This is a genomic window from Hydrogenophaga sp. (assembly GCF_050182545.1).
GTDB lineage: Bacteria > Pseudomonadota > Gammaproteobacteria > Burkholderiales > Burkholderiaceae_C > Hydrogenophaga.
In genome coordinates this window covers 1-15,867 of the sequence record NZ_JBFXCD010000005.1, presented here as the reverse complement: position 1 = coordinate 15,867, position 15,867 = coordinate 1, and the positions used below count along the sequence as shown (strand labels likewise).

At 67.3% G+C, this 15,867-nt stretch carries 13 protein-coding genes; 7 read left to right on the top strand and 6 right to left on the bottom strand.

What is annotated here, in order from left to right; genetic code table 11:
- Window positions 1–104 precede the first annotated feature (104 nt).
- The 3 genes from AB7P10_RS06930 to AB7P10_RS06920 form a co-directional block, all read right to left on the bottom strand.
- Window positions 105–1,271 carry an imelysin family protein gene (locus AB7P10_RS06930; protein WP_428293109.1) on the bottom strand — a complete coding sequence of 389 codons (1,167 nt, stop codon included), beginning with the start codon at window positions 1,269–1,271 and terminating at the stop codon, window positions 105–107.
- A gap of 176 nt (window positions 1,272–1,447) precedes the next feature.
- Window positions 1,448–2,845 carry an aminopeptidase P N-terminal domain-containing protein gene (locus AB7P10_RS06925; RefSeq protein WP_428293108.1) on the bottom strand — a complete coding sequence of 466 codons (1,398 nt, stop codon included), beginning with the start codon at window positions 2,843–2,845 and terminating at the stop codon, window positions 1,448–1,450.
- 132 nt (window positions 2,846–2,977) lie between these two features.
- Window positions 2,978–3,721 (bottom strand): nucleotidyltransferase family protein, encoded by a 744-nt coding sequence (locus AB7P10_RS06920; protein ID WP_428293107.1) that lies wholly within the window; start codon window positions 3,719–3,721, stop codon window positions 2,978–2,980.
- Between the two features lie 161 nt (window positions 3,722–3,882).
- Here AB7P10_RS06920 and tkt point away from each other — a divergent pair, with 161 nt between their 5' ends.
- The 5 genes from tkt to AB7P10_RS06895 all read left to right on the top strand — a co-directional run bounded on the left by tkt (window position 3,883) and on the right by AB7P10_RS06895 (window position 9,724).
- Window positions 3,883–5,976 (top strand): transketolase, encoded by a 2,094-nt coding sequence (gene tkt, locus AB7P10_RS06915; RefSeq protein ID WP_428293106.1) that lies wholly within the window; start codon window positions 3,883–3,885, stop codon window positions 5,974–5,976.
- A gap of 46 nt (window positions 5,977–6,022) precedes the next feature.
- Complete coding sequence (gene gap, locus AB7P10_RS06910; protein ID WP_428293105.1) at window positions 6,023–7,021, top strand: type I glyceraldehyde-3-phosphate dehydrogenase; 999 nt, start codon at window positions 6,023–6,025, stop codon at window positions 7,019–7,021.
- A gap of 117 nt (window positions 7,022–7,138) precedes the next feature.
- Window positions 7,139–7,738, top strand: coding sequence for a TetR/AcrR family transcriptional regulator (locus tag AB7P10_RS06905; protein ID WP_428293104.1), 600 nt, complete (start codon window positions 7,139–7,141; stop codon window positions 7,736–7,738).
- 14 nt (window positions 7,739–7,752) lie between these two features.
- A complete protein-coding gene (locus AB7P10_RS06900) occupies window positions 7,753–8,700 on the top strand; it encodes an alpha/beta hydrolase family protein (RefSeq protein WP_428293103.1) in 948 nt (315 codons plus the stop codon).
- A 79-nt stretch (window positions 8,701–8,779) separates the two neighbouring features.
- Window positions 8,780–9,724 (top strand): hypothetical protein, encoded by a 945-nt coding sequence (locus AB7P10_RS06895; RefSeq protein WP_428293102.1) that lies wholly within the window; start codon window positions 8,780–8,782, stop codon window positions 9,722–9,724.
- A gap of 62 nt (window positions 9,725–9,786) precedes the next feature.
- Here the strand turns inward: AB7P10_RS06895 and AB7P10_RS06890 are convergent, their stop codons facing one another.
- From AB7P10_RS06890 to AB7P10_RS06880, 3 genes are read right to left on the bottom strand one after another with little or no spacing between them, the layout of a single operon-like run.
- Window positions 9,787–10,620, bottom strand: coding sequence for an SPOR domain-containing protein (locus tag AB7P10_RS06890; protein WP_428293101.1), 834 nt, complete (start codon window positions 10,618–10,620; stop codon window positions 9,787–9,789).
- Window positions 10,614–11,414: a biotin--[acetyl-CoA-carboxylase] ligase gene (locus AB7P10_RS06885; protein WP_428293100.1), complete on the bottom strand. Its 801-nt coding sequence runs from the start codon at window positions 11,412–11,414 to the stop codon at window positions 10,614–10,616. Before AB7P10_RS06885 ends, AB7P10_RS06890 begins: the two co-directional genes overlap by 7 nt.
- Window positions 11,415–11,433: 19 nt before the next feature.
- Window positions 11,434–11,892: an SET domain-containing protein gene (locus tag AB7P10_RS06880; RefSeq protein ID WP_428293333.1), complete on the bottom strand. Its 459-nt coding sequence runs from the start codon at window positions 11,890–11,892 to the stop codon at window positions 11,434–11,436.
- A gap of 180 nt (window positions 11,893–12,072) precedes the next feature.
- On the opposite strand from AB7P10_RS06880, the gene AB7P10_RS06875 reads away from it, so the two are divergent.
- Complete coding sequence (locus AB7P10_RS06875; protein WP_428293099.1) at window positions 12,073–15,042, top strand: DNA topoisomerase III; 2,970 nt, start codon at window positions 12,073–12,075, stop codon at window positions 15,040–15,042.
- Between the two features lie 30 nt (window positions 15,043–15,072).
- A complete protein-coding gene (locus tag AB7P10_RS06870; protein ID WP_428293098.1) occupies window positions 15,073–15,717 on the top strand; it encodes a glutathione S-transferase family protein in 645 nt (214 codons plus the stop codon).
- Window positions 15,718–15,867: the final 150 nt, after the last annotated feature.

Here is a 15,867-nt window from a genome sequence, read left to right as displayed (position 1 = left end):
CAAGGGTCCGGCTTCGCCGGCCCGAGACGCCGTCCCCCCTCCCAGCGCCGAAGGCGCGCCAGAGAGGGGGGAAGCCGCGCGGCGGCGCAGGGGGGTGTTCCGAATCAGGGCTCGACGAGGGTCAGTTTGGCGATGCCCACGGCGTTGGCCGATTCCACCAGCAGCTTGGACTGCTCGACCAGGCTGGCGACGGTCTTTTCCACCGCCGGGCGGCCGGCCGATCCCTTGCCGATGGCGCGGTCGAACGGCGCCGGGATGGCTTCGGCCGCCGCAACCGAGGCGGCCAGCTGCGTGCTGGTTTTCTCGGCCAGATCGGCCTTTTTCGCCGCGACCAGGTCGCGCACGCCCGGCCCTTGCAGCATGCTGCCGTCGCGCCGCTTGTACTGCCCCAGCCACACGTTCTGGATGCCTTGCGCGTTGGTGACGATGTCGCGGTGGGTGTTATCCGAGAAGCAGGAGTGTTCGTCTTCCTGGTCCTGCGAATTCAGCGCCACCTCCATGCGCTCGCCCGAGAGCTCGCCGCGCGAGAGCGAGCCCAGGCCGACGATGATCTTGCGCACCGACTCCTTGCCACCTTCCTCGAATTTTGCGCGGTAGTTTTTCTGACCCGGCGCCCAGGCCTTGGCCATGCTGCCCAGGTCGTCCACCAGCAGCGCGGTGGCCACCGTGAGGAACTGGCGGCGGCGGTCGGCGTTGGGCGTCTTGCCGTCGACGAAGTCCTCGAACGAGCGGTTGCCCGGGCCGGTCTCGCTCAGGTCCTGGCCCCATAGCAGGAACTCGACCGCGTGCCAGCCGGAGCTGATGTTCTCCTCGCCGCCGCGTTCGTTGAATTTCGCCAGATTGGCCTTGGTGATCTTGAACTTGGGGTTGTTGATCAGGCCGGACTGGGGCTTGCCCTGAACGGAGTCGACATAGGCCTCGTCCAGCGGCCAGGCGTTGATCTGGCCCTCGGGGCCCTTGTCGTCGTCGATCGGGCCACCGTAGAAGCGAAAGGCCTCGGTCTGGCCGTAGAACTCGCGCGCGTCCAGCCAGGCCTTGCGCGCGGCGGCCAGTCCGTCGGCCGACGGCGCGGCCACGAAGGCGGCGATGGCCTTCTGCATGTCCTGGGCGGCGGCCAGGGTGTCGCTGTAGTTGGCATGCACCAGCGCGGCGTAGTTCGAGGCCACGGTCGCGTAGTTGACGGTGGCCGGCGCGGCGGTCTGGGCATGGGCGGGTGCGTGCAGCACGGACAGGGTGGCCGACAGGGCCAGGGCGAGCAGGGTGGGTTTCATGGTGGAACCAGGGCTGAGGGTGGACAGGCGGGCGAGGCCGGCGGTGCCGGGAGTCCTTGTCGAGAGTTCTTGAGTGTAAATGAGAATGATTCTTCATTTGTGCGCAAGACCCCCCCGCCCATGGGGGTCTTGGCCAGGAGCGGTCCCGGCGTGGTGCGGTCGCCGGTTTCGCGGTCTCAGGCGCGCATCAGCGCTTCGATCTCGTCGGCCTGGACCGGCACGCCGCGCGAAATCAGCTCGCAGCCGCTCGCGGTGACGATGGCGTCGTCCTCGATGCGGATGCCGATGTTCCAGAACGCCTCGGGCACGCCTTCGCCCGGGCGCACGTAGAGGCCGGGCTCGATGGTCAGCACCATGCCCGGGCGCAGGATGCGGCTGGGGCGGTCCTTGATGGTCTCGCCACTGAGCGGGTCGCGGCGCTCGCTGACGGTGCCGAGCTCGGTCGGTTCCACGTAGCTGCCGCAGTCGTGCACGTCCATGCCCAGCCAGTGGCCGGTGCGGTGCATGTAGAACGGGAAGTAGCTGCGGTTGGCGATGACGTCCTGCGCGCCGCCGACCTTGTTCGCATCCAGCAGGCCGACGTCGAGCAGGCCCTGCGCGAGCACCGCCACGGTGGCCTCGTGCGGGTCGTTGAAACGCGCGCCGGCCCTGGTGGCGGCCACGGCCGCGTCCTGGCTGGCGAGCACCAGGTCGTACAGCGTGCGCTGCGGGCCGGTGAAGCGGCCGTTGGCCGGGAAAGTGCGCGTGATGTCGCTGGCGTAGCCGTCGAGTTCGCAGCCGGCGTCGATCAGCACCAGTTCGCCGTCCCGAATGGGCGCGGCGTCGGCACGGTAGTGCAGAACGCAGGCGTTGGCGCCCGCAGCCACGATGCTGCCGTAGGCCGGGTACTGCGAGCCGTGCTCGCGGAAGCTGTGCAGCAGCTCGGCGTCGAGGTGGTACTCGCGCACGTCCTGGCCGGCGCGCAGCATCGCCGCGCTGCGCTTCATGGCGCGGATGTGCGCCTGCGCGCTGATCTGCGCGGCGCGGCGCATCGTGGCCTGTTCGTGTGCGTCCTTGACCAGCCGCAACTCGTCGAGGATGCCGCACAGGTCGCGTTGCGATTCGGGGCACAGCGCGCCATAGCGCACCCGCGCGCGCACCTTCTGAAGCCAGCCGTCCACCCGGCCTTCGAGCCCGCCATGGGTCGCGAACGGGTACCAGACGGTCTGGCGGTTCTCCAGCAGGCGGGGCAGGTGCCGGTCGAGTTCGCCGACCGCAAAGGCCTGGCTCACGCCCAGGTGAGCGGGCGCGGCCTCGGGGCCCAGCCGGATGCCGTCCCAGATCTCGCGTTCCAGGTCCTTGGGCTGGCAGAACAGCGTGGTTTCGCCCTCGGCGGTGATCACCAGCCAGGCGTGCGGTTCGGTGAAACCGGTGAGGTAGTAGAAGTAGCTGTCGTGCCGGTAGATGAAGTCGGTGTCGCGGTTGCGCGGGCGTTCCAGCGCGGTCGGCACGATGGCGATGCCGCCGGGCCCGAGCTGGGCGGCCACGCGGGCGCGGCGGTCGGCGTAGAGAGCGGTGTGTGTGGTGGCGTCCATGCGCGCCATTGTCTGACTTTTGCCGAGGCGCCGTGGTGTTTGACCAGAGCACCCGCGGAACCGGCTTTGCCGGGCCGCCAGGTGCGCCCCCTCGGGGGGGGGACGCCGCAGGCGGCGCGGGGGGAGATCCTGTTACTCCAGTTCTTTCAGCCGTTCGGGCGTGCCCACATCCACCCACGGCCCGGTGTAGAGCTCGGCGCTCACCAGGCCGGCGTCCATCGCGCGGCGCAGCAGTGGCGCCAGGGGCTCGGCCGTGCCCTGCGGGTTGCCCGGCAGGATTTCGCACCAGGGTGGCTCGAACAGTTCGCGCCGGTACAGGCCGATGGTGCTGTAGGTGAAGCGCGTCGCCGCCTGGTTCAGCGCCAGGCCCTCGGGGCTCAGGCCAAAATCGCCGCGCGGGTTGTGCGCCGGGTTGGGCACGAGCCAGATGTGCGCCAGCCGGTTGCTCGCCTGGAAGCGCGCCACGCTCTCGTCCGTGAAGGGGAAGCCGGGCACGTACACGTCGCCCCCGAGCACCCAGAACACCTCGCCCAGCAACGGCAGCGCGCGCGCAATGCCGCCGGCGGTCTCCAGGGCGTAACCGAAATCCTGCCCCTCGCGCGAGACCGTCACTTCGGCGCCCGGGTTCACGGCCTGCCAGCGCTGGCAGAAGTCGTCGATCTGCTCACCCAGCCTGGCGGTGTTGACCACGCACCGGTGGAAGCCACCGGCACGCAGCCCCTCCATCGGCCACTGCATCAGTGGCTTGCCGTGCACGGGCAGCAGCGGTTTGGGCGTGGCGTCGGTCAGGGGTCGCATGCGCATGCCGCGCCCGGCGGCGAGGATCATGGCCGGGGTCGAGGCGATGGTCTGCGGGATGGTGGCTGGACGGGGCATGGGCTTGGGCGGTGTAACGGGCACACAGGGCCCTGCGCTGCAGGAATTATGAGCGCGGTCGCGGCAGCGCGTGCGCGCTCGGCAGGCGCGCCGGGCGGCCCGATAAAATCATGCGTTTTGCGCCACCGCGCAGCCTTTCCTCCATCCACACCCCGCACCCCATGTCCGATGCCGCCAGCACCCCATCCCGCCTTGCTCCCGCCGCCTCGGCAGTAACCGCCCAGACCCAGGCCAACGCCATCCGGGCCCTGGCCATGGACGCGGTGCAGGCGGCCAATTCTGGCCATCCCGGTGCGCCCATGGGCATGGCCGACATGGCGGTGGCACTGTGGGGCCGGCACCTGCGCCACAACCCGACCAACCCGCACTGGGCCAACCGCGACCGGTTCGTGCTCTCCAACGGCCACGGATCGATGCTGATCTATGCGCTGCTGCACCTCACCGGCTACAAGCTGCCGATGGGCGAGCTGAAGAACTTCCGCCAGCTCCACAGCAAGACCGCCGGCCACCCGGAAACCGGCATCACCCCCGGCGTGGAAACCACCACCGGCCCGCTCGGCCAGGGCATCACCAACGCCGTGGGCATGGCACTGGCCGAGAAGCTGCTGGCGGCCGAGTTCAACCGCGACGGCCATGCCATCGTCGACCACCACACCTACGTGTTCCTGGGCGACGGCTGCCTGATGGAAGGCATCAGCCACGAGGCCGTGGCGCTGGCCGGAGCCTGGAAGCTCAACAAGCTGATCGCGCTGTACGACGACAACGGCATTTCCATCGACGGCCAGGTCACGCCCTGGTTCATCGACAACACCGCGCTGCGCTTCACCGCCTGTGGCTGGAACGTGATCGGCCCGATCGATGGCCACGACACCGAAGCGGTGGACCGCGCCATCGCCGATGCGAAGAACAAGGCCGGCATGGGCACCTTCGGGCCGACGCTGATCATCTGCAAGACGCACATCGGCAAGGGCAGCCCCAACCGCGTCAACACCGCCAAGGCCCACGGCGAACCCCTGGGCGCCGACGAGATCGCACTCACGCGCGAAGCGCTGGGCTGGTCGCACAAGCCCTTCGAGATTCCGCAGGATGTGTACGCCGCCTGGGATGCGAAAGACGCGGGCAAGGCGATGGAAGCAGCCTGGGACGGCCGGTTCGCCGCCTACAAGGCCGCTTTCCCGGAACTCGCCAGGGAGTTCGTGCGCCGCATGAAGGGCGAGCTGCCGAAGAATTTCGCGCAGGTTGCGGTGGACGCCGCCGTGGCGGCCCACACCAAGGCCGAGACCGTGGCCAGCCGCAAGGCCAGTCAGCTCGCGCTGGAGGCCTTCACCGCCGCCCTGCCTGAGCTGCTCGGCGGCAGCGCCGACCTCACCGGCTCCAACCTCACCAACACCAAGGCCACGCCGGCGCTGCGCTTCACCATGTCGGGCGACGTGGTGAAGAACGAGCAGGGCCAGGGCGGGCGCCACATCAATTACGGTGTGCGCGAGTTCGGCATGGCCGCGGTCATGAACGGCGTGGCGCTGCACGGTGGCTTCATTCCCTACGGCGGGACCTTCCTCACCTTCAGCGACTACTCGCGCAACGCCATCCGCATGGCCGCGCTGATGAAGCAGCGCGTCATTCACGTGTTCACGCACGACTCCATTGGCCTGGGTGAAGACGGCCCGACGCACCAGTCCATCGAGCACGCCGCCAGCCTGCGGCTGATCCCCAACCTGGACGTCTGGCGCCCCGCCGACACGGCCGAGACGGCGGTGGCATGGGCGGTGGCATTGCAGAACACCAGCCGCCCGACCGCGCTGCTGCTTTCGCGCCAGAACCTGCCCTACGCGCCCAAGCACGACCTCTCGGACGTCAGCAAGGGCGCCTACGTGCTGGCCGAGCCGGCGGAGGTGGGCATGAAGAAGAAGGCACAGGCGGTGATCATCGCCACCGGCTCCGAGGTGCAGCTCGCCCTGAAGGCGCAGGAGCAACTGGCGAAGGAACACAAGATCGCGGTGCGCGTGGTCTCGATGCCCAGCACCACCACCTTCGACCGCCAGGGCGCTGCCTACAAGGCCGGTGTGCTGCCGGCGGGCGTGCCGCGCGTGGCCGTCGAGATGGGCGCCACCGACGGCTGGTGGAAGTACGGCGTGGCCGCTGTCGTGGGTATCGACACCTACGGCGAATCGGCCCCGGCGCCGGTGCTGTTCAAGCACTTCGGCTTCACGCCCGAGAACGTGGCGGACACGGTGCGTGCCGTGCTCGCGAAGTGAAGACCCCGTTTTTTTTGAACCTCAAGCAACCCCAGGAGCACCAGACATGAGCATCAAGATCGGCATCAACGGCTTCGGACGCATCGGCCGCAACGTGCTGCGCAGCGCCATCCAGAATTTTTCCGACATCGAAGTCGTGGCCATCAACGACCTGCTCGAGCCCGATTACCTGGCCTACATGCTGCAGTACGACAGCGTGCACGGCCGCTTCAAGGGCACGGTCTCGGTCGAGGGCAACACCCTGATCGTCAACGGCAAGAAGATCCGCCTGACGCAGGAGCGCGATCCGGCGAACCTGAAGTGGAACGAGGTCGGCGCCGACGTGGTGATTGAATCCACCGGCCTGTTCCTGGACAAGGTCACCGCCCAGAAGCACCTGGACGCCGGTGCGAAGAAGGTCATCCTCTCGGCCCCGTCCAAGGACGACACGCCCATGTTCGTCTTCGGCGTGAACGACAAGACCTACAAGGGCGAAGCGATCATCTCCAACGCCTCGTGCACCACCAACTGCCTGGCGCCGATTGCCAAGGTGCTCAACGACAAGTGGGGCATCAAGCGCGGCCTCATGACCACGGTGCACGCCGCCACCGCCACGCAGAAGACCGTGGACGGCCCGTCCAACAAGGACTGGCGCGGCGGCCGCGGCATCCTGGAAAACATCATCCCCAGCAGCACCGGCGCCGCCAAGGCGGTGGGCGTGGTGATTCCCGAGCTGAACAAGAAGCTTACCGGCATGAGCTTCCGCGTGCCCACCTCCGACGTGTCGGTGGTCGACCTCACGGTGGAGCTCAACAGCGAAGCCACCTACGACGAGATCTGTGCCGAGATGAAGGCCCAGAGCGAGGGCGCGCTCAAAGGCGTGCTGGGCTACACCACCGACAAGGTGGTGGCCACCGACTTCCGCGGCGACACCCGCACCTCCATCTTCGACGCCGACGCCGGCATCGCGCTGGACAAGACCTTCATCAAGGTCGTGAGCTGGTACGACAACGAGTGGGGCTACTCGAACAAGTGCCTCGAAATGGTTCGTGTCGTGGCCAAGTAAGCGCAAGCTCACAACAAAAAAAAGCGCCTTCGGGCGCTTTTTTGTTGTTGTCTGGTGCTCGCCTACTTGCGACATGGCTGGCTTGACACTAGACCGACCGGTCTATAGATTGCGTCCATGTCCGCATCCAACCTTCCCGAACCAGGTCCCGGCACCCGCGAACGCCTGATCGCCGCCATGACCGACGCGCTGCGCCGCCGTGGCCTGCACGGCGTCGGACTGACCGAACTGCTGGCCCAGGCCGGCGCGCCCAAGGGTGTGCTGTACCACCACTTTCCCGGTGGCAAGACCGAACTGGCGGTGGCGGCCATCGACGATGTGGTCGAGCGCATGCTGGGCTGGCTCGATGGCCTGCTGGCCCGAAACGCCGACCCGGTCGAGGCCGCGCGGCAGTGGATGCAGGGTGCCACCGCGCGCCTGAGCAGCACAGGCTTTCACTCGGGTTGCCCGCTGGCCGCCGTGGCACTGGAGAGCACGCCCGACGACCACGCCCTGCGCGACGCCCTGGCGCGCGCCTTCGCCACGCTGCGCGAGCGCATCGCGGTAGCGCTGGAAGCCGCCGGCGAGCCGCCGCAGTCCGCCCGCGGCGTGGCGGCATTGATCGTCGCCACTTACGAAGGCGGCCTGCTGCAGGCCCGTGTCGCCCAAAGCACCGAACCCATCCAGCAGGCGACGCAGACCTTGTTGAGCCTGCTCGCCGCGCGCACCGCGCGCTGAATGGAGATCCGCACATGACAGCTGCCATCGACCCCACTTCCGGCGTGCGCATCGAGCGCATCGCACTGACCGCCGCCGACGGCTACAACCTGGCGGCGACGCGCTACAGCGGCCCCGCGCCGGCGCGAGCCCACCTGGTGGTCGGTGGCGCCACCGCCGTGCCGCAAGGCTTCTACAAACGCTTCGCCGAACACGCGGCGCAACGCGGTTTCGACGTGCTCACGCTGGACTACCGGGGCATCGGTGGGTCGGCGCCGTCCACGCTCAAGGGCTTTCGCATGAACTACCTTGACTGGGGCCGGCTCGACCTGGCGGCCGCCGTCGCGGCCATGCGCGAAGAGGGCATGCCGCTGTACCTGGTGGGTCATTCTTATGGGGGTCACGCGCTCGGCCTGCTGCCCGATCCGGATGCGGTCGACGGGGCGTACACCTTCGCCACCGGCGCCGGCTGGCACGGCTGGATGCCGCCCCTGGAACGCCTGCGCGTGCTCTTCATGTGGCGCGTGCTGGGTCCGGTGTGGACCCGCCTGGCGGGCTACCTGCCCTGGAGCCGCCTGGGGATGGGCGAAGACCTGCCGCTGGACGTGTACCGCCAGTGGCGTCACTGGTGCCGTTTTCCGCGCTACTTCTTTGACGACCCGGGGATGACGTCCGTCACCGCGCGCTTTGACGAGGTGCGCTTTCCCATCGTCGCGGTCAACGCGCTGGACGACGCCTGGGCGCCACCGGCCTCGCGCGACGCCTTCATGGCAGGCTACCGCAACGCGGCGGTGCGCGCCGTCACCATCGATCCGCGCCTGGCCGGTCTGGGCCCGATCGGCCACATGGGCTACTTCAGGGCACGCGCCCTGCCCCTGTGGAACGAGGCGCTGGACTGGTTCGAGGCCCGGCGTGCCGAAACCAGCACAGGCCGCGGAGCATTGGTGTTGCAAAGTTGTGAGGAAATGACGAAACCAGCGTGACCGAAGGCAATAAGAAAGACTGACATGTCAAAATGTCTCGTTACTTCGTTAACCTTTCCCCACCCGGGTCCTTCGGCCCATGCATCAGAACGCAATGCGCCGCTGGATTTCAGGAACACTCATGTGCACGACCGCGCTGGCAGGCGCGGCAGCTTCCGCAACAGACCTCCCTCAGGGACAGTCGGCTCTCCACCAGGGGCAAGCCAGCAGTGACTTGATGTCGCGGGGCTACCACCTCGTGAGCGAGTTGAAGGTCACCAACGACGGCGGTGGCCGCGATGCCGATCCCGGTGCCCTCCCTGACAGAACCGACGGCGGCCATCTCGTCCGCCGCTACACCTACGAACTGGGCGTGACGACCCATACCGAGCTCTACGAGGAGTTCGGCACGTCGAACCAGAAAATCATGCAGGAGAAAGGCGCACTCATTGGTGTGAAGGGCGCCGTGACCCGCCACCTGGGCCCAGACAGAAAGCTGATCGTCGCTGGCGAAATCGCAATGGGCGAATCTGATTACACAGGCAGCTTTATCGGCGGCAACTACGGCGAACTCAGGTTCAACGGACAGAGCCGTTACCTTCTTGATGTGTCGGTCGCTTACAAACAGTCGATTCCCCAATGGAGCGACGTCGCGTTCTCCGCTGGCGTGGGCTATCGCCGCCTGACGGACAACCTCCAGGAGGCGGGTCCGGCCGGCTACCAGCGCGTGAATGACCGCATTTACCTTGCCCTGGGCGTGGAGAAGCCTTTTCACAGTGGCAACTGGACCATCTCCCCTGGCCTCAACTACCGTTCGGCTCTATGGGGCAATCAGTACTCGGCCCTCTCGGGTGGCCTGGACAAGAAGCAGAAAGATGCGTCCGGCTTCGAGCTGTATGTCAACTTTGCGCACAAGCCTTCGCGCATCACGTTGACACCGTTTCTGCGCACCTGGAGCGCGGATGACTCCGAGGTAACGCGCGGCTTTTACGAGCCCCGAAACGACACCCGCGAAGTGGGTGTGGCGCTGACCTACCGCTTCTAGCGACTGTTCACTCGATTCATCGCCGCCCGGAGGCCTGCCGGAACAGCGTGCGCAGCTCTGGCTCAAACGCAGCGGCGCAGCGTCTTGCCTGCCATGGCCTCTTCCAGACCATCCACTGCGGCGCGCTGGGCGTCGGTGATGGCCGGCAGGCGCAGCGTGTACGACACCGATTCCGCGCGCTCCTGCGCCACTTTGGCGGTGCGAATGCCATCCTGTTCAAGCTGTCGCAGTGCCTGCTGCGCTGCGCTCTCGCTGGAGTAGGTGCCCAGGGCCAGACCCGGTGCCAGTCCGGGGGCGCTGATCTCGCGGAAGCTCACACCCAATCCCCGCAACTCGGCCTTCTTGCGCTCGACCTGGTCGTTGTTGTCGTAGCGGCCCATGTAGACGATCCAGCGTCCGCCACTGCGGGTCTCGGTGAACTGCCACTGGCTTGCCGGGAGCCCCAGCAGGGCCAGTTCGGCGCGCAGCAACTCGAGCTGGGATTCCGTGAACGCACCTGCCAGCCAGCAGGCCCGGGGGCCGCCGTCGGCCACGGCCGGGGTGGTGGTCGAAGTCGCCGGAGGCAGCGTGGCGGGTGCGGCCGGTGCGGCGGGCGCGTCTGTGGCGCCGCGCGGACTGTCGACCATCGGGGTCGACGGCGCCACCGCGGGCGCGGGAGTGGGAACGGGTGCAGTGACCGGTGGCGTTGCACTGCCCACAGCCGCGGCATCGGCCGGCATGGATGCACCCTTGGGGCCATTGAGCAGGCGCACCATGTCGGGCTGGATCTGCAGGGTCAGCCGCTGGGGCTCTGACTGCTCTACCGGGGCCAGCCCCAGCCCATCGAGGTGGCCCTGGGTCCAGGCGAAATAGACCGCGTTGGCCAGCACCAGCAGAACGACAGCCCACCTCAGCACGGGCGCACACTCACTTCCGCACTGGTGACCGTCTGCATGCCATGCGCAGTGAGCACCTGCAAGGCGCCGCTGTCGTCCACGCCGCAGGCTGTCCCTTGGGTGCCGTTGGACAACTGAACGGTCTGCCCCTGCAGCGCATCGAGGCGGGCGAACCGCTGTGCAAAAGCGGGAAAACCTTGTGTGGCAAAGGCCCGTACATCCCGCACCAGGGGGGCTGTCACGCGCTCCAGAACCTCGCCTGGCGTGATGCCCACCAGCACTTCGGCCAGACCGGCAGGCGCCACGGCGGTCACACCGGCGCCATCGGGCAGCAGCGCAGCCACAACCGAGGCCTCGGGGCGCGCGATGTTGATGCCCACGCCGATCACGACCATGCGCTGGCTTGCAGGCGCCTCACCGTTGCTCGCCGTCTCCACCAGGATGCCGCCGATCTTGCGCTGATGCAGCCAGAGGTCGTTGGGCCATTTGAGGCGAATGTCTGGATGCAGACTGCCCGCCAGGCTCACACCCACCGCCAGGGACAGGCCCGCCCAATTCACGGGAGCCAGGGGCAATGCCAGGGAGAACGTGAGCGAATGCCCTGGCTTGCTGTGCCAGCCCTTGCCAAGACGGCCGCGACCCGCGGTCTGGTCTTCGGCGGTCAGCAGCACGGGCTCCATCAGACCGTTGCGAGCACGCCGCATGAGCTCACTGCTGGTTGAGTCAACGCTGGGCAGCACCTCCACGGTGAACCCCGGCAGCTCGGGAGCCACGGCCTGCCACACGGCTTCCGCGTGCGAGAGCAGGTCAGACATGGTGCATGCCATCCGGCCCTTAGCCGAGCTTCGAAGCGCGTCCGGCCCGCTTGGGCGCGAGCAGGGTGCCGCGGCACTTCTTGGCGCCGCACCAGCAGGGGTACTCGGCCTTGAGCTTGGGTGTGTAGGGTTCGTCGATCACCAGGCCGTAGTCGTAGAACAGTTCTTCGCCGGCCTTGATGTTGCGCCGCGCGCGGATGAACACGCGGCCGTCTTCCACGTCCGCCTCGCAGTTGGGCTTGCAGCTGTGGTTGATCCAGCGCGCCGAGTTGCCCCCTACCTTGGCGTCGATCACATGGTCTTCATCGATGTGGAAGTAGAACGTGTGGTTGGGGTCGCTCGGGTCGTGAGGGTGGCGCCGCAACGCCTCTTCCCAGGTGATGATCTCACCCACGTACTCCACCAGGGTCTCGCCCTCAGCCAGGTCGACAACCGCGTACACACCCTTGCCGTGCACGCCGGAGCGCCGGGTCTGGATGCGGCGGCCAGAGAGCTCGGCGGTGCGCGTCTTGGCGCGCGGCTTCTTGGGGGGGCTATCAGCAGAACCTCGGGTTTTCGTCACGGCCGATTTATTTGGTAAGGTTGTTTCATGCAGGTGCGCGCGGGTGCGCGCGTGCCCATGTGCGCGTGTGCACGCGCGTGAAAGCAGATTGTAGAGATGAAAACATCAGGGTCCGTTCCATCCCAAGGTTCTTCCAAAACGCTGGTCATTGCCGAGAAACCCTCGGTGGCCCAGGACATCGTGCGCGCGCTCACCCCTGCGGCGGGCAAGTTTGAAAAACACGATGACCACTTCGAGAACGACCAGTACGTGGTCACCTCCGCCGTGGGCCATCTGGTGGAAATCGCCGCGCCCGAGCAGTTCGACGTCAAGCGCGGCAAATGGAGTTTTGCGCACCTGCCGGTGCTGCCGCCCTATTTCGAGCTCCGTCCGATCGACAAGACCAAGTCGCGCCTGGGCGCGGTGGTCAGGCTGGTCAAGCGCAAGGACGTGGGCCGACTCATCAACGCGTGCGACGCGGGCCGCGAGGGCGAGTTGATCTTCCGCCTGATCGAGCAGTACGCCGGCGGCCTGAAGAACGGCAGCTACCAGCCCCTGGGCAAGCCGGTGCAGCGCCTGTGGCTGCAGTCCATGACGCCGGCGGCCATCCGCGAGGGATTCGAGAACCTGCGCAGCAACGAGCAGATGCAGGGCCTGGCCGACGCCGCGCGCAGCCGATCCGAAGCCGACTGGATGGTCGGCATCAACGGCACGCGCGCCATGACGGCCTTCAACTCGCGCGACGGCGGCTTCTTCCTCACCACGGTCGGCCGGGTGCAGACGCCCACGCTGTCCATCGTGGTCGAGCGCGAGGAAAAGATCCGCGCGCACCGGAGCCGCGACTACTGGGAAATTCACGCCTCCTTCCTGGCCGAGGCCGGCGAGTACCCGGGCAAGTGGTTCGACCCGGCCTTCAAGAAGCCCACCGGCGACGATGCCGATGCCGACCTGCGCGCCGATCGCATCTGGAACCAGCGCGAGGCGCTGGCCATTGCCGAGGCCGTGCGCGGCAAGGCCGCCAGCGTGAAGGAGGAAAGCAAGCCGACCACCCAGGCCAGTGGCCTGCTGTACGACCTGACCAGCCTGCAGCGCGAAGCCAACGGCCGCTTCGGCTTCTCGGCCAAGACCACATTGCAGCTGGCGCAAAGCCTGTACGAGCGGCACAAGGCCCTGACCTACCCGCGCACCGATTCGCGCGCCCTGCCCGAGGACTACCTGCCCACGGTGAAACAGACCTTCGAGATGCTGGCCGGCAGCGGCATGAAGCACCTCGCACCACACGCCCAGACGGCGCTTGACGGCAACTACATCCGTCCGAGCAAGCGCGTCTTCGACAACAGCAAGGTGAGCGACCACTTTGCCATCATTCCCACGCTGCAGGCGCCCCACGGCTTGAGCGATGCCGAGCAGAAGCTCTACGACCTGGTGGTGCGCCGTTTCCTTGCGGTGTTCTTCCCCAGCGCCGAGTTCATGGTCACCACCCGGATCTCCTCGGTGCTCAACCACCACTTCAAGACCGAGGGCAAGGTGCTGGTCAAGCCGGGCTGGATGGCGGTCTACGGCAAGGAAGCTGCCGAGGACGTGGTGGATGCCAAGGACGGCGACAAGGGTCAGAACCTCGTGCCGGTGCGCGAAGGCGAGACCGTGCGCACCGAATCGGTCGAACCCAAGGGCCTGAAGACCAAGCCGCCCGCGCGTTATTCGGAAGCCACGCTGCTGGGCGCCATGGAGGGCGCGGGCAAGCTGGTGGACGACGACGAACTTCGCGAGGCCATGCAGGAGAAGGGCCTGGGCACACCTGCGACACGCGCGGCCATCATCGAAGGCCTGCTGACCGAAAAGTACATGTTCCGCGAAGGCCGCGAGATCATCCCCACGGCCAAGGCGTTCCAGCTCATGACGCTGCTGCGCGGCCTGGGCGTGGAGGAACTCTCCAAGGCCGAGCTCACCGGTGAATGGGAGTACAAGCTCTCGCAGATGGAGCACGGCCGGCTCAGCCGCGCCGCCTTCATGGGTGAGATCGCGGCCATGACCGAACGCATGGTGAAGAAGGCCAAGGAGTACGACCGCGACACCATCCCGGGCAACTACGCCACGCTGTCCACGCCCTGCCCGAACTGCGGCGGTGTGGTGAAAGAAAATTACCGCCGCTATGCCTGCACGGGCGCCGATGGCAACAGCGAGGGCTGCGGCTTCTCGTTCGGCAAGTCACCCGCCGGGCGCACTTTTGAGCCCGAGGAGGCCGAACAGCTGCTGCGCGACAAGAAGATCGGCCCGCTCGAAGGCTTCCGCTCCAAAGCCGGTTGGCCCTTCGTGGCCGAGATCGTGATCAAGTTCAACGAAGAAGAGAAGAACTGGAAACTGGAATTCGACTTCGGCGATGACAAGAAGGGTGAGGAAACCGGTGAGCTGGTCGACTTCACCGGCAGCGAGGCGCTGGGCCGGTGTCCCAAGTGCGGCGGCGCGGTGCATGAACACGGCAGCAACTACGTCTGCGAGAAGGCCGTGCCCACGCTGGCCCAGCCCACGCCCAGCTGCGACTTCAAGAGCGGCAAGATCATCCTGCAGCAGCCGGTGGCGCGCGAACAGATGAGCAAGCTGCTGGAGACCGGCAAGACCGACCTGCTCGACAAGTTCGTCTCCATGCGCACGCGCCGCGCGTTCAAGGCCTTCCTGGCCTGGGACAAGGAGGCCGGCAAGGTGAACTTCGAGTTCGAGCCGCGCGCCAGCAAGTTCCCGCCGCGCAAGACAGCGGCGGGTGCACCGGCCAAGGCCGCACCTGCGAAGAAGGCGCCAGCCAAAAAGGCCGTTGCTGCCAAGACGCCCAAGGCGCCCAAGGCGCCGCGCAAGACCACGGCCGCCAGCGGCAAGCAGCCCAGCGCCGCGCTGGCCGCGGTGATCGGCGAGGGCGCCGTCTCACGCCCCGAGGTGGTGAAGAAACTGTGGGACTACATCAAGGCCAACGGCTTGCAGGACACCGCCGACAAACGCCGCGTGAACGCCGATGCCAAGCTGCGCCCGGTGTTCGGCAAGGACCAGGTGACGATGTTCGAGATCGCGGGCATCGTGGGCCAGCATCTCAACTGACTGTTTTTCAAGAGGATTTTTCTCATGGGCATGAAACTCCATTTCGCACCCGGTGCCTGTTCGTTCGTGCCGCACGCCATGCTTGAGCTTGCGGGTGCCGACTTCGAGCCGTCGATGGTGAAGCTGCACAAAGGCGAGCAGCGCAGCCCGGAATACCTGGCGCTCAACCCGCGCGGCCAGGTGCCGGTGCTGGTCGACGATGGCCAGGTGATCACACAGATCGTCGCCATCCTGCTGCACCTGGACGCGAAGCTGCCGCAGGCCGGCATCCTGCCCGCCTCGGGCCTGGCGCGCACGCGTGCGCTGCAGACCCTGGCCTGGATGAACAACACGGTGCACCCGACGTTCACGCACGTCTTCATGCCCGAGAAATTCACCGACGACGAAGCCGCCAAAGCGGCCATCCGCGCCTTCGCCGCGAACACCTACCGCGGCCTGCTGGGCGAGATCGAGGCCCTCGCCGCCCAGGCTTCGCCCTGGATGATGGGCGAACAGCCCGGTGCGCTGGACGCCTATGCGCTCACTCTGCTGCGCTGGGGCGGTTATGCCGGCATCGACCCCGCGGGCTACCCCGCCACCTGGGGACTGGTGCAGCGGTTTGCCGCGCTGCCGGCCGTGGCGCGCGCCATCGAGCGCGAGCGGCTGCAACTCAACGTGTACCAGCCCAAGGCCTGAGCCCTCACTCCTGCGAGCGCGGCGGGTTCTTGGGCGTGAACCGCACGACGGCGCGCAGGCCTCGCGGGCTGCGCTCGGCGTGGGCGTCCTCCATGAACACCGTGGCACCGTGCTGCTGGGCGATCTCCTGCACGATGGCCAGTCCCAGTC